Origin of the sequence: Pseudomonas sp. NBRC 111143 (genome assembly GCF_001320965.1) — a bacterium.
Taxonomy (GTDB): Bacteria; Pseudomonadota; Gammaproteobacteria; order Pseudomonadales; family Pseudomonadaceae; genus Aquipseudomonas; species Aquipseudomonas machongensis.
Genome location: NZ_BCBT01000014.1, coordinates 54,112 through 66,857 on the forward strand (window position 1 = coordinate 54,112; position 12,746 = coordinate 66,857).

A 12,746-nucleotide genomic window follows, 5' to 3' on the forward strand; every position below is an offset into this window, starting at 1 on the left:
TCAGTGGCGCGCCTTGCGCACCCTGACCGGGACCGGCTGGGCCACCAGCACGATGCCAGAAAAGCCCAGCACCAGGAAACAGAACATCTGCCAGCGCTCCCCTACGGAAATCCCGTAGCGCAGCGTGTAGTAGCCGACACAGGCACCAAAGCCGAGCAACAGCATCTGGCCGCGGAACTGCCGCCACCAAGCCGCCAGGCCATCCACCCTCGCCAGCACTGCCAACTGGGTCAACAGCCCGAGCAGCGCCACGCCGATCAACCAGCGATCGATCTGCCCGGCGATGTCCTGCACCAATAATGGCGCAAGGCCGCTGACCTTCAGCGCCGGCACCAGCCCCACATGAAACACCCACAGGCCACCGACCCAGAATACCTGGGCCAGTTGCCAGAGGATGCCCTCGAGGGACGGCGCGCGCTGGCGCCGATCAGATGTGCTTGACTTCGACAATCTCGTACTCGACGGTGCCGCTCGGCGTCTTGACCACGACCGTATCACCCTCTTCCTTGCCAATGATGGCACGGGCGATAGGCGCGCTCGCCGAGAGCTTGCCTTTCTTGATGTCCGCTTCATCCTCGCCAACGATCTGGTAGGTCACCTGATCGCCGGTCTCGGTATTCTCCAGATCCACGGTGGTCCCGAAAATCACCTTGCCGGTATGGGCGATGGTGGTGACATCGATCACCACCGAGTTCTGCAGACGCCCTTCGATGTCGCGGATACGCGCCTCGACCATGCCCTGCTCCTCACGGGCGGCGTGGTACTCGGCATTTTCCTTGAGATCGCCGAGCTCACGAGCCTCGCCGATCGCCTGGCTCAGACGTGGACGCTCGGTCTTGCTCAGGAACAAATGCTCTTCTTCCAGGGCGCGAGCGCCCTGGACGGTCATCGGGTACTTGGTAATGCTCATGCTTTGAGTCCTGCATGCAGATCCTGCAGGCGACGAACGGTCTTCTCGGGACCGAATTTCAGCGCCTCGCAGATGGCTTCACCTGCCGCAATGGTGGTCGTGCAGTAGATCTTGTGCTGCAGCGCATTGCGACGAATCGAGTAGGAATCGGCGATCGACTGGCGGCCTTCGGTGGTGTTGATGATCAGCGACACTTCGTCGTTCTTGATCATGTCGACCACGTGCGGACGACCTTCGGTCACCTTGTTCACACGGCGCACTTTCAGGCCAGCCGCTTCGATAACCTTGGCGGTGCCGGCAGTAGCAACCACTTCGAAGCCCAGGGCGATCAGGTCGCGGGCAACGCCAGCCACTTGTGGCTTGTCGTCGTCACGCACGCTGATGAACGCGGTACCGCCGGTCGGCAGCACTTCGCTGGCACCCATCTGGGCCTTGGCGAAGGCTTCACCGAAGCTGTCACCGACACCCATGACTTCACCGGTCGATTTCATCTCAGGGCCGAGGATCGGGTCAACCCCTGGGAACTTGGCGAACGGGAAGACGGCTTCCTTGACGCTGTAGAAGTTCGGGATGATTTCCTGGGTGAAGCCCAGCTCCTTGAGAGTTTTACCAGCCATGACGCGGGCCGCGATCATCGCCAGCGAGGTGCCGATGCACTTGGACACGAACGGTACGGTACGCGAGGCGCGCGGGTTGACTTCGATCACGTAGATCTTGTCGCCCTGCAGAGCCAGCTGCACGTTCATCAGGCCGACAACGCCCAGTTCCAGGGCCATTTTCTTGACCTGTTCGCGGACTTCGTCCTGCACTTGCTGGCTCAGCGAGTAAGGTGGCAGCGAGCACGCCGAGTCACCGGAGTGAACGCCAGCCTGTTCGATGTGCTGCATGATCGCGCCGATCACCACGTCGGTGCCGTCGCAGACAGCGTCCACGTCCATCTCGATGGCGCAGTTGAGGAAGTGGTCGAGCAGCACTGGGCTGTCGTTGGACACCTGGACCGCTTCGCGCAGGTAGCGCTTGAGCTCGTCCAGCTCGTAGACGATCTCCATGGCGCGACCACCCAGGACGTACGACGGGCGCACGACCAGTGGGTAGCCGATGCCACCAGCAGCGTTGATGGCTTCTTCTTCGCTGCGCACGGTGGCGTTTGGCGGCTGCAGCAGGTTCAGGCGCTGCACCATCTGCTGGAAGCGCTCGCGGTCTTCGGCGCGGTCGATGGCGTCCGGGCTGGTACCGATGATCGGCACACCGGCTTCTTCCAGGGCACGGGCCAGTTTCAGCGGGGTCTGGCCGCCGTAATGGACGATCACGCCCTTCGGCTTCTCGACGCGGCAGACTTCCAGCACGTCTTCCAGGGTCAGCGGCTCGAAGTACAGGCGATCGGAGGTGTCGTAGTCGGTGGAGACGGTTTCCGGGTTGCAGTTGACCATGATGGTCTCGTAACCGTCTTCACGCAGGGCAAGGGCTGCGTGTACGCAGCAGTAGTCGAACTCGATACCTTGGCCGATACGGTTCGGGCCACCACCCAGGATCATGATCTTGTCGCGGGTCGACGGGTTGGCCTCGCACTCTTCCTCGTAGGTGGAGTACAGGTAGGCGGTGTCGGTGGCGAACTCGGCCGCGCAGGTGTCGACGCGCTTGTAGACCGGGAACACTTCCAGCTTGTGGCGGTGACGACGCAGGTTCTTGTCAGTGATGCCGAGCAGCTTGGCCAGGCGCTGATCCGAGAAGCCCTTGCGCTTGAGGCGCAGCATGTAGTCCTTGTCGATGGCCGACAGGGCCAGGGTCTTGACCTTCTCTTCTTCCTTGATCAGATCTTCCATCTGCACCAGGAACCACAGGTCGATACCGGTCAGCTCGAAGATTGCTTCGATAGTCATGCCCGAGCGGATGGCGTCAGCCACGTACCAGATACGCTCGGCGCCCGGTACGGTCAGTTCGCGTTTGAGCATGCTGGCAGCATCGGCGCTGGCCAGGTCGACTTTCGGGTCCAGGCCGCAGGCGCCAACTTCCAGGCCGCGCAGGGCTTTCTGCAGGGACTCCTGGAAGGTACGGCCAATGGCCATGACTTCACCGACCGACTTCATCTGGGTGGTCAGGCGGGCGTCGGCTTTCGGGAATTTCTCGAAGGCGAAGCGTGGCAGTTTGGTAACGACGTAGTCGATGGACGGCTCGAAGGACGCCGGGGTACGACCACCGGTGATGTCATTCTGCAGTTCGTCCAGGGTGTAGCCGATGGCCAGCTTGGCGGCGATCTTGGCGATCGGGAAGCCAGTCGCTTTCGAAGCCAGGGCGGACGAGCGCGAAACCCGCGGGTTCATCTCGATCACGACCATGCGGCCGGTGTTCGGGCAGATACCGAACTGCACGTTGGAACCGCCGGTTTCGACGCCGATCTCACGCAGCACCGCCAGCGAGGCGTTGCGCATGATCTGGTATTCCTTGTCGGTCAGGGTCTGTGCGGGAGCAACGGTGATGGAGTCACCGGTGTGCACGCCCATCGGGTCGAAGTTCTCGATGGAGCACACGATGATGCAGTTGTCCTTCTTGTCGCGGACCACCTCCATCTCGTATTCCTTCCAGCCGATCAGCGACTCGTCGATCAGCAGTTCCTTGGTCGGCGACAGGTCCAGGCCACGGGTGCAGATTTCTTCGAATTCTTCACGGTTGTAGGCGATGCCGCCACCGGTGCCACCCATGGTGAACGAAGGACGGATGATGCACGGGAAGCCCAGTTTCTCGAGAACCGCGTACGCCTCTTCCATGCTGTGGGCGATACCGGAGCGCGGGCACTCCAGGCCGATGTCCTTCATCGCCTTGTCGAAGCGCGAACGGTCTTCGGCCTTGTCGATGGTGTCGGCGTTGGCACCGATCATCTCTACACCGAACTTTTCCAGAACGCCGTGGCGCTCCAGGTCCAGGGCACAGTTCAGTGCCGTCTGGCCGCCCATGGTTGGCAGCACCGCGTCAGGGCGCTCCTTTTCGATGATCTTGGCCACCGATTGCCACTTGATCGGCTCGATGTAGGTGGCGTCGGCCATGGCCGGGTCGGTCATGATGGTGGCCGGGTTGGAGTTCACCAGGATGACGCGGAAACCTTCCTCGCGCAGGGCTTTACAGGCCTGGGCGCCGGAATAGTCGAATTCGCAGGCCTGGCCGATAACGATCGGGCCAGCGCCGAGAATCAGGATGCTTTTGATGTCTGTACGTTTTGGCATGGTTGTCACTCAAATCCGCGGGTCAGTCGGCAAGCCGTCTTGAACAATCTGGGTCAGGCGCTTCCGGACTCGGCGCGTGCCGGTCCGGGGCCTTGATGCAGGATGCTCAGCGGCGCTTGGCCATGGCATCGATGAAACGATCGAACAGTGGCGCGACATCGGTCGGGCCTGGGCTCGCTTCAGGGTGGCCCTGGAAGCTGAACGCGCTCTTGTCGGTACGCTCGATACCCTGCAGGGTGCCGTCGAATAGCGACTTGTGGATGGCGCGCACATTGCCCGGCAGGGTGGCTTCGTCGACGGCGAAACCGTGGTTCTGGCTGGTGATCATGACCACACCGGTATCCAGGTCCTGGACCGGGTGGTTGGCACCGTGGTGGCCGTGCCCCATCTTGACGGTCTTGGCACCGGAGGCCAGGGCCAGCAACTGGTGGCCGAGACAGATGCCGAACACCGGAGTCTCGGTCTCGAGAATCTCTTTGATCGCCTGGATCGCGTAGTCGCACGGCTCGGGATCGCCAGGGCCGTTGGACAGGAACACGCCGTCAGGGTTGAGGGCCAGCACTTCGCTTGCCGGCGTCTGGGCAGGTACCACGGTCACGCGGCAGCCGCGAGCAACCAGCATGCGCAGGATGTTCAGCTTGACGCCGTAGTCGTAGGCGACGACATGATACGGCAGCTCGGACGCTTCGAGGGTCGGGTGGCTGTCGGTCTTCAGCTCCCACACGCTGGAACGCCACTCGTAGCGCTCCTTGGTGCTGACCACTTTGGCCAGGTCCATGCCCTTGAGGCCCGGGAAGGCACGTGCAGCCGCGATGGCGGCCTCTTCGCTGATATCGTCACCGGCCAGGATGCAGCCGTTCTGTGCGCCTTTCTCACGCAGGATGCGGGTCAGGCGACGGGTATCGATACCGGCGATGGCCACGACATTGTTGGCCTTGAGGTAGTCCGGCAGGGACTGGGTGTTACGCCAGTTGCTGGCCAGCAGCGGCAGGTCGCGAATCACCAGGCCTGCGGACCAGACGCGATCGGACTCGGCGTCTTCGGCGGTGGTGCCGGTATTGCCGATGTGCGGGTAAGTCAGGGTAACGATTTGCTGGGCGTAGGAAGGGTCTGTAAGGATTTCCTGGTAGCCGGTCATAGCGGTGTTGAACACCACCTCACCAACGGTTTGCCCGTCGGCCCCAATGGCCTCACCGCGAAAAATGCTGCCATCAGCAAGGGCGAGTATGGCTGGCTTTGTCAAGAAGACCTCCCGTAAATGACGCATGAAGGGGCGATCGCAGGTTGCAAAAAAGCGGAGTGCCGTATGGATACGTCACCCCGCTTTTATGTGCTGAATTCAATTCTCTGCGCGCTTTTAGTGGATACACTAAAGCTGTAGTTTACAGAAAAGTGAGGTTTCGGTCTACCGCATATGTGCCTCTAAAACACATGATTGCGACAGAACGACGTCGGCAGTGACGGCTCAATGCAGCTCGAGCACATCCTGCATGTCGTACAGCCCAGGTTCGCGCCCATCGAGCCACAGCGACGCGCGCACGGCCCCCTTGGCAAAGGTCATGCGGCTCGAGGCCTTGTGGGTGATCTCGACACGCTCACCCTCTGCCGCGAACAGCACGGTGTGATCGCCGACCACATCACCGGCACGCACGGTGGCAAAACCGATGGTCTCGCGCTTGCGCGCGCCGGTCTGACCCTCACGACCATAGACAGCCACTTCCTGCAGATCGCGACCCAACGCCTGGGCAACCACCTCACCCATGCGCAGCGCAGTACCCGAAGGCGCGTCGACCTTGTGCCGGTGGTGAGCCTCGATGATCTCGATGTCCACCTCGTCACCCAGTACCCGCGCAGCAGTATCGAGCAACTTCAGGCACAGATTGACGCCAATGCTGAAGTTGGCAGCGAAGACGATCGGAATCTCCTTGCCCGCCTCCACCAGCAGGGCCTTTTCGTCCTGCGAAAAACCGGTGGTACCGATGACCATGGCCTTGCCTGCCTTGCGGCAGAACGCCAGGTTCTTCAGGGTCACCGAGGGGTGAGTGAAGTCGATGAGCACATCGAACTCGTCGGCGACCTTGGTCAGGTCATCGGAAATCGGTACGCCGATACGGCCCAACGCCGCGAGCTCGCCGGCGTCAGCCCCCACCAGGGTGCTGTCCGGGCGATCAATCGCTGCCGTCAGGCCCGCCTGAGGAGCCTGCTGCTGCACGGCTTCGATGAGGATCTTGCCCATCCGCCCTGCCGCACCCATCACTGCAATACGTCGCATAGCCTGTTCCTTGTCAGAGATCGCCGAAGAAGCGCTTCATACCCTCGAACCAACCACTGGCCTTGGGCGAATGGGAGCTGTCGCCATCGAGCGAATCACGCAGTTCTTCAAGCAGCTCGCGCTGGCGGCGACTCAGGTTGACCGGTGTCTCGACCGCGACGCGGCACAACAGGTCGCCCGCCGCACCACCACGCACCGGGGCCACGCCCTTGCCGCGCAGACGGAACTGCTTGCCGGTCTGGGTGCCTTCCGGGATCTTCAGCTTGACCCGGCCGTCCAGTGTCGGCACTTCCAGCTCGCCACCGAGCGCCGCATCGGTGTAGCTGATCGGCACTTCGCAATACAGGTGCTTGCCATCGCGCTGGAAGATCGAGTGCTCACGGACACTGATGACCACATACAGGTCGCCGGTCGGGCCACCATGCGCCCCGGCCTCGCCCTCGCCAGACAGGCGGATGCGGTCACCCGTATCGACACCCGCCGGCACCTTGACCGACAGGGTCTTGTATTCCTCGACACGGCCTTCGCCGTGGCAGGAGTTGCACGGGTCAGTGATGATCTTGCCCGAGCCATGGCAACGCGGGCAGGTCTGCTGCACCGAGAAAAACCCTTGCTGCATGCGCACCTGGCCGATACCGCCACAAGTCGGGCAGGTCGACGGCGTCGAGCCCTTCTTGGCGCCGGTACCATCGCACGGCGCGCAGTTGACCAGCGTCGGCACACGGATATTGACCGTGGTGCCACGCACCGCCTCTTCCAGGTTCAACTCCAGGGTGTAACGCAGGTCACTGCCGCGCTGGGCGCCGCCACGACCACCGCCCCGGCCACCGCCGAAGAAGTCGCTGAAGACGTCGCCGAAGATATCGGAGAAGTTGGCGCCGCCGAAGCCGGCACCACCGCCACCCATGCTCGGGTCGACACCGGCATGGCCGTACTGATCGTAGGCGGCGCGCTTGCTGGCGTCGGAGAGCACTTCATAGGCCTCATTGGCCTCCTTGAATTTCTCTTCCGACTCTTTGTCGCCCGGGTTGCGGTCTGGGTGAAACTTCATCGCCAGGCGGCGATAGGCCTTCTTGAGGTCACCTTCGCTGGCGCCGCGCTCGACACCCAGGACCTCATAAAAATCACGCTTTGCCATAGGTCATTTGCACTCTTGAGGGCTTTCGGCATCTGTGCACCGTGCCGTCAGCACCTGCCGCAACACGCCTGATGCGCCCTGACAGATGCTGGAAATATTTCCCGTGTTCCAGACACGCCAACGCGGGAGCAAGCCCCCGCGCGGCGACATCCTACCAGTTCACCGACCAATGGCGATGAACTGGCCGACAACATGCAAGCATTACTGCTTGTTGTTGTCTTTCACTTCCTCGAACTCGGCGTCAACCACGTCATCGTGCTTGGCTTCCGGCTCGGCCTGCTGGGCGCCGCCTTGAGGCTGCTGAGCCTGTTGCTCGGCATACATCTTCTGGGCAACTGGCGCGGAGACTTTGGACAGCTCCTCGACCTTGGCGTCGATGGCGGCCTTGTCGTCGCCCTTGACGGCGGCTTCCAGGGCAACCACGGCAGCTTCGATCGCAGCCTTTTCCTCGGCAGTAGCCTTGTCACCGGCGTCGACGACCATCTTGCGGGTCGAGTGAACCAGCGCATCACCCTGGTTGCGGGCAGCGGCCAGCTCTTCGAACTTGCGGTCCTCCTCGGCGTTGGCCTCGGCGTCACGCACCATGCGCTCGATCTCTTCGTCCGACAGGCCGGAGTTGGCCTTGATCACGATCGACTGAGCCTTGCCGGTGGCCTTGTCTTTGGCGCCTACGTGCAGGATGCCGTTGGCGTCGATGTCGAAGGTCACTTCGATCTGTGGAACGCCACGCGGAGCTGGCGGGATGTCCGACAGGTCGAACTTGCCCAGCGACTTGTTCTGCGCGGCCTGCTTGCGCTCGCCCTGCAGGACGTGGATGGTCACTGCACCCTGGTTGTCGTCGGCAGTCGAGAACACCTGCGACTTCTTGGTCGGGATGGTGGTGTTCTTCTCGATCAGCGCAGTCATCACGCCACCCATGGTTTCGATACCCAGGGTCAGCGGGCTGACGTCGAGCAACAGGACGTCCTTCACGTCACCGGCCAGTACGGCGCCCTGGATGGCAGCACCCATGGCAACGGCTTCGTCCGGGTTGACGTCCTTGCGCGCTTCCTTGCCGAAGAAATCGGCGACCGCTTTCTGTACCAGCGGCATACGGGTCTGGCCACCGACCAGGATCACGTCGTCGATCTTGCTCGCATCGATACCGGCATCTTTCAGGGCGATGCGGCAAGGCTCGATAGTACGGCTGACCAGGTCTTCGACCAGCGACTCCAGCTTGGCGCGGGAGATCTTCACGTTCAGGTGCTTCGGACCGGTTGCATCAGCAGTGATGTACGGCAGGTTGACGTCGGTCGACTGGGCGGAAGACAGCTCGATCTTGGCCTTTTCAGCGGCTTCTTTCAGACGCTGCAGCGCCAGCGGATCGTTCTTCAGGTCCATGCCGGACTCTTTCTTGAACTCGTCGACGAGGTAGTCGATCAGGCGCATGTCGAAGTCTTCGCCACCCAGGAAGGTGTCACCGTTGGTGGCCAGTACTTCGAACTGATGCTCACCGTCGACTTCGGCGATTTCGATGACCGACACGTCGAAGGTACCACCACCCAGGTCATAGACGATGACGGTGTGGTCGCCCTTGGCCTTGTCCATGCCATAAGCCAGTGCAGCTGCGGTCGGTTCGTTGATGATGCGCTTGACGTCCAGACCGGCGATGCGACCGGCATCCTTGGTAGCCTGGCGCTGGCTGTCGTTGAAGTAGGCCGGAACGGTGATGACCGCTTCGGTGACAGGCTCGCCGAGGTAGTCTTCGGCGGTCTTCTTCATCTTCTTCAGGACTTCGGCGCTGATCTGCGGCGGAGCCATTTCCTTGCCAGCAGCCTCGACCCAGGCGTCACCGTTGCCGGCCTTGACGATCTTATAAGGCACCAGCTTGATGTCTTTCTGCACGACGTCTTCTTCGAAGCGGCGGCCGATCAGGCGCTTCACTGCGAACAGGGTGTTGTGCGGGTTGGTGACGGCCTGGCGCTTGGCCGACTGGCCAACCAGGATTTCGCCGTCGTTGGCGTAGGCCACGATCGAAGGGGTGGTACGCGCACCTTCGGCGTTCTCGATGACCTTGACGTTACCGTTTTCCAGAATGGAGACGCACGAGTTGGTCGTCCCCAGGTCGATACCGATGATTTTGCCCATGTTAACTCTCCCGAAACTTGAATTTGGTAGCAGCGACTACTTTGGCCAACTGCGGTAATACTTGAAGGCTTGACACCTAGATGGGGATGCCCCGGTGGATTTCAAGCCTTTTCATCGATGGAAGGCTGGGGCGCTGCCGGCGCCTTGCTGACCACCACCATGGCGGGGCGCAGCAGACGACCGTTGAGCAGATAACCCTTCTGGAACACGTTGAGCACGCTGTTCGGCTCTACCTCGGCGTTTTCCTGCATGGCCATGGCCTGGTGATGCTCAGGGTTGAATGGCTGGCCATGAGGATCGACGGCTTCGAGGTTGTAGCGCTTGAGTGTGTCCTGGAACATCTTCAGGGTCAGCTCGACACCTTCGCGGATCTGCTTGACGTTTTCGTCATCGGCGCTGGAGTGGGTCAGGGCCAGCTCCAGGCTGTCGATCACCGGCAGCAGGTCGCCAGCGAATTTCTCCAAGGCGAACTTGTGAGCCTTCTCGACATCCTGCTCGGCACGACGGCGGATGTTCTGCAGGTCTGCCGCCACACGCAGCGACTGATCCTTGGCGGCGGCCAGCTGCTCCTCGAGCACCTGGACGCGGGCACCGAGGTCTTCGGATCCGGCTTCTTCGGCGTTAAGGTTTTGTTCATCCAGCTGTTCGTCAGCCATCGGTGCTCTCCTCCGCAATTTCTGGTTACAGGTCATGCCTGCCTTGTCTGCCGGTTATATGGGGTCGGAAAAACCAGGTTCAAGGGGCGAGCAGCATTTCCACATTCAACAGGCGGGCATTGGCACACGCGAAAAAAGTACTGTATAAATAACCAGACATGACCTTCGGGAGCGGCCCTCATGCTGGTGCACCTGTCCATTCACAACTACGCCATCGTCGAGCACCTCGACCTCGAACTCGCCCGCGGGATGTCGGTGATCACCGGCGAAACGGGCGCCGGCAAGTCGATCATGCTCGACGCGCTCGGCCTGGCGCTGGGCGATCGTGCCGACAGCGGCGTGGTGCGCCCGGGCGCCGACAAGGCCGACCTGCTTGCCACCTTCGACCTGATCGACATCCCCGAAGCCCGAACCTGGCTGGCAGAGCGCGACCTCGACAACGACGGCCCATGTATCCTGCGCCGAGTGATCACCGCCGAAGGCCGCAGCCGCGGCTACATCAACGGCACCCCTTGCCCGCTCGGCGACCTCAAGGCACTCGGTGAGTTGCTGATCGACATCCACAGCCAGCACGAACACCAGTCGCTCCTCAAGACCGATACGCATCGTCGCCTGGTCGACGAGTACGCCGGCGCCACCGACCTAGCCCGCCAGGTGCAACTGGCGGCCCAGCGCTGGCGCCAGACCCGCCTGGAGCTGGAGCGTCTGTCCAACTCCGGCGATGAGCAACGCGCCCGTCATCAGCTGCTGAGCTACCAGCTCGAAGAGCTCGACAATCTGGGCCTGGGCGAAAACGAGCTGGAACAGCTTGAGCACGAGCACAAGAACCTGACCAATGCCGAAGCCCTGTTCGGTATCTGCCGACAGGTCATCGATCAATGCAGCGAAAGCGACTCCGGCAACGTGCTCAGCGCCCTGACGGTCAGCCTCAATCGCCTGACCGCCGTGAACAATGCACCCAAGGCATTGGGCGAGGCCGTCAATCTGATCGCCAGTGCGCAGATCCAGATCGAGGAAGCGGTTGGCGAGCTCAACCGCTTCCTCGACAACTTCGACGCCGACCCTCTGCGCCTGCAGGCGCTGGAAGAGCGGCTCGACACCCTTTATACGCTCGCTCGCAAGCACCGCGTGCACCCGAGCGAGCTGCCACACCTGCAACAGCGCCTCATGGAGGAGCTCGAAGGGCTCAACGCCAGCGATGAATCCATCGAGCGCCTGGGCGGCGAACTGGCCGCCTATGCACAGCACTATAAAGAGAAGGCCGTCGAGCTCAGCAACCTGCGCCGCCAGGCCGCAGCGCAACTGGCGGTGGCGGTCGAGCAGGAGATCCAGCGCCTGGGCATGCCTGGCGGGCGCTTCTGCATCGAGCTGTCGCCCAACGAGAGCGATGAGCTTTCGCCCCACGGGCTGGAGCAGATCGAGCTGCTGGTCAGCGCCAACCCCGGCCAGCCGCTCAAGGGCCTGGCCAAGGTGGCGTCGGGAGGCGAGCTGTCACGCATCAGCCTGGCGATTCAGGTCATCACCGCACAAACCTCGCGCATTCCCACGCTGGTCTTTGACGAAGTGGACGTGGGCATCGGCGGCCCGACCGCCGAGATCGTCGGCCAATTGTTGCGCCGCCTGGGTGAGCGCGGCCAGGTCCTGACCGTCACTCACCTGCCGCAGGTTGCAGCCCAAGGGCACCACCACCTGTTCGTGCACAAGGTGCGCAACAGCGACACCACCCATACAGCCGTGGCCAGCCTCGGCAAACGTGAGCGGGTCGAAGAAGTGGCACGCATGCTGGGCGGGATAGACCTGACCAAGGAATCCCTGGCGCATGCACGCAAGATGGTGGTTAGCGGCAAGGCCTGAGGCAGCACACTTCTCACCTGTGGCAGAAAGCACAAAGGCGACCCGAAGGTCGCCTTTGCTGTTCATAACGATCGAAATCGTTACTTTTTCTTACGCACATACAGGACCAGATTGTGGTCCACGAGCTCGTAGCCATGCTCGGCCACGATCTCTTTCTGGCGGCGCTCGATCTCCGCATCCATGAATTCGATCACTTCGCTGGTATCCACGTTGACCATATGGTCGTGGTGGCCGCCATCGGCCAGCTCGAACACCGCGTGGCCGCCATCGAAGTTGTGGCGAACCACCAGACCCGCTGCTTCGAACTGGGTCAGTACACGGTAGACGGTCGCCAGACCGACATCCTCACCTGCTTCCATCAGCGCCTTGTAGACATCCTCGGCGCTCATGTGACGCTGCTCGGTCGAATCGAGCATCTGAAGGATCTTGACTCGAGGCAGGGTCACCTTGAGACCGGCTTTGCGCAATTCGCTATTTTCAACCATGGTCAGCTTTCTCGCCGATGCTGCTTCGCAGCTTCTCTTAATACGGGTATGATCGGGGTTTACGTTGTCCAGCCAAGATAGTGGAA

10 protein-coding genes are annotated in these 12,746 nt (G+C 61.8%); 1 reads left to right on the forward strand and 9 read right to left on the reverse strand.

Annotated features, from left to right (window positions below; all coding sequences use genetic code 11):
* The 8 genes from APH44_RS10450 to grpE all read right to left on the reverse strand — a co-directional run bounded on the left by APH44_RS10450 (position 1) and on the right by grpE (position 10,321).
* Complete coding sequence (locus APH44_RS10450; RefSeq protein ID WP_081255198.1) at positions 1–450, reverse strand: MFS transporter; 450 nt, start codon at positions 448–450, stop codon at positions 1–3.
* Positions 428–910 (reverse strand): transcription elongation factor GreA, encoded by a 483-nt coding sequence (gene greA, locus APH44_RS10455; RefSeq protein WP_081255197.1) that lies wholly within the window; start codon positions 908–910, stop codon positions 428–430. Before greA ends, APH44_RS10450 begins: the two co-directional genes overlap by 23 nt.
* Positions 907–4,128, reverse strand: coding sequence for a carbamoyl-phosphate synthase large subunit (gene carB / locus APH44_RS10460; protein ID WP_054892620.1), 3,222 nt, complete (start codon positions 4,126–4,128; stop codon positions 907–909). The genes greA and carB overlap by 4 nt, the downstream gene beginning before the upstream one ends.
* Before the next feature lie 106 nt (positions 4,129–4,234).
* Positions 4,235–5,371: a glutamine-hydrolyzing carbamoyl-phosphate synthase small subunit gene (gene carA / locus APH44_RS10465; protein WP_054892621.1), complete on the reverse strand. Its 1,137-nt coding sequence runs from the start codon at positions 5,369–5,371 to the stop codon at positions 4,235–4,237.
* A 222-nt stretch (positions 5,372–5,593) separates the two neighbouring features.
* Positions 5,594–6,400 (reverse strand): 4-hydroxy-tetrahydrodipicolinate reductase, encoded by an 807-nt coding sequence (gene dapB, locus APH44_RS10470; protein WP_054892622.1) that lies wholly within the window; start codon positions 6,398–6,400, stop codon positions 5,594–5,596.
* Positions 6,401–6,413: 13 nt separating this feature from the next.
* Positions 6,414–7,538, reverse strand: a complete 1,125-nt coding sequence (dnaJ, locus tag APH44_RS10475) for a molecular chaperone DnaJ (protein WP_054892623.1) — start codon at positions 7,536–7,538, stop codon at positions 6,414–6,416.
* A gap of 201 nt (positions 7,539–7,739) precedes the next feature.
* A complete protein-coding gene (gene dnaK, locus APH44_RS10480; protein WP_054892624.1) occupies positions 7,740–9,665 on the reverse strand; it encodes a molecular chaperone DnaK in 1,926 nt (641 codons plus the stop codon).
* Positions 9,666–9,766: 101 nt separating this feature from the next.
* Entirely contained in the window at positions 9,767–10,321 is a 555-nt protein-coding gene (gene grpE / locus APH44_RS10485) for a nucleotide exchange factor GrpE (RefSeq protein WP_054892625.1), read from the reverse strand.
* A 180-nt stretch (positions 10,322–10,501) separates the two neighbouring features.
* Here grpE and recN point away from each other — a divergent pair, with 180 nt between their 5' ends.
* Complete coding sequence (gene recN / locus APH44_RS10490) at positions 10,502–12,175, forward strand: DNA repair protein RecN (protein WP_054892626.1); 1,674 nt, start codon at positions 10,502–10,504, stop codon at positions 12,173–12,175.
* A gap of 80 nt (positions 12,176–12,255) precedes the next feature.
* On the opposite strand, the gene fur is transcribed toward recN, so the two are convergent.
* A complete protein-coding gene (gene fur / locus APH44_RS10495) occupies positions 12,256–12,660 on the reverse strand; it encodes a ferric iron uptake transcriptional regulator (protein ID WP_046788147.1) in 405 nt (134 codons plus the stop codon).
* Between the last annotated feature and the right edge of the window lie 86 nt (positions 12,661–12,746).

Coding starts and splice junctions, on each gene's coding strand:
- fur (WP_046788147.1), bottom strand. CDS start 12,660: ATGGTTGAAAATAGCGAATTGCGCAAAGCCGGTCTCAAGGTGACCCTG.
- grpE (WP_054892625.1), bottom strand. CDS start 10,321: ATGGCTGACGAACAGCTGGATGAACAAAACCTTAACGCCGAAGAAGCC.
- dapB (WP_054892622.1), bottom strand. CDS start 6,400: ATGCGACGTATTGCAGTGATGGGTGCGGCAGGGCGGATGGGCAAGATC.
- dnaK (WP_054892624.1), bottom strand. CDS start 9,665: ATGGGCAAAATCATCGGTATCGACCTGGGGACGACCAACTCGTGCGTC.
- recN (WP_054892626.1), top strand. CDS start 10,502: ATGCTGGTGCACCTGTCCATTCACAACTACGCCATCGTCGAGCACCTC.
- greA (WP_081255197.1), bottom strand. CDS start 910: ATGAGCATTACCAAGTACCCGATGACCGTCCAGGGCGCTCGCGCCCTG.
- carB (WP_054892620.1), bottom strand. CDS start 4,128: ATGCCAAAACGTACAGACATCAAAAGCATCCTGATTCTCGGCGCTGGC.
- dnaJ (WP_054892623.1), bottom strand. CDS start 7,538: ATGGCAAAGCGTGATTTTTATGAGGTCCTGGGTGTCGAGCGCGGCGCC.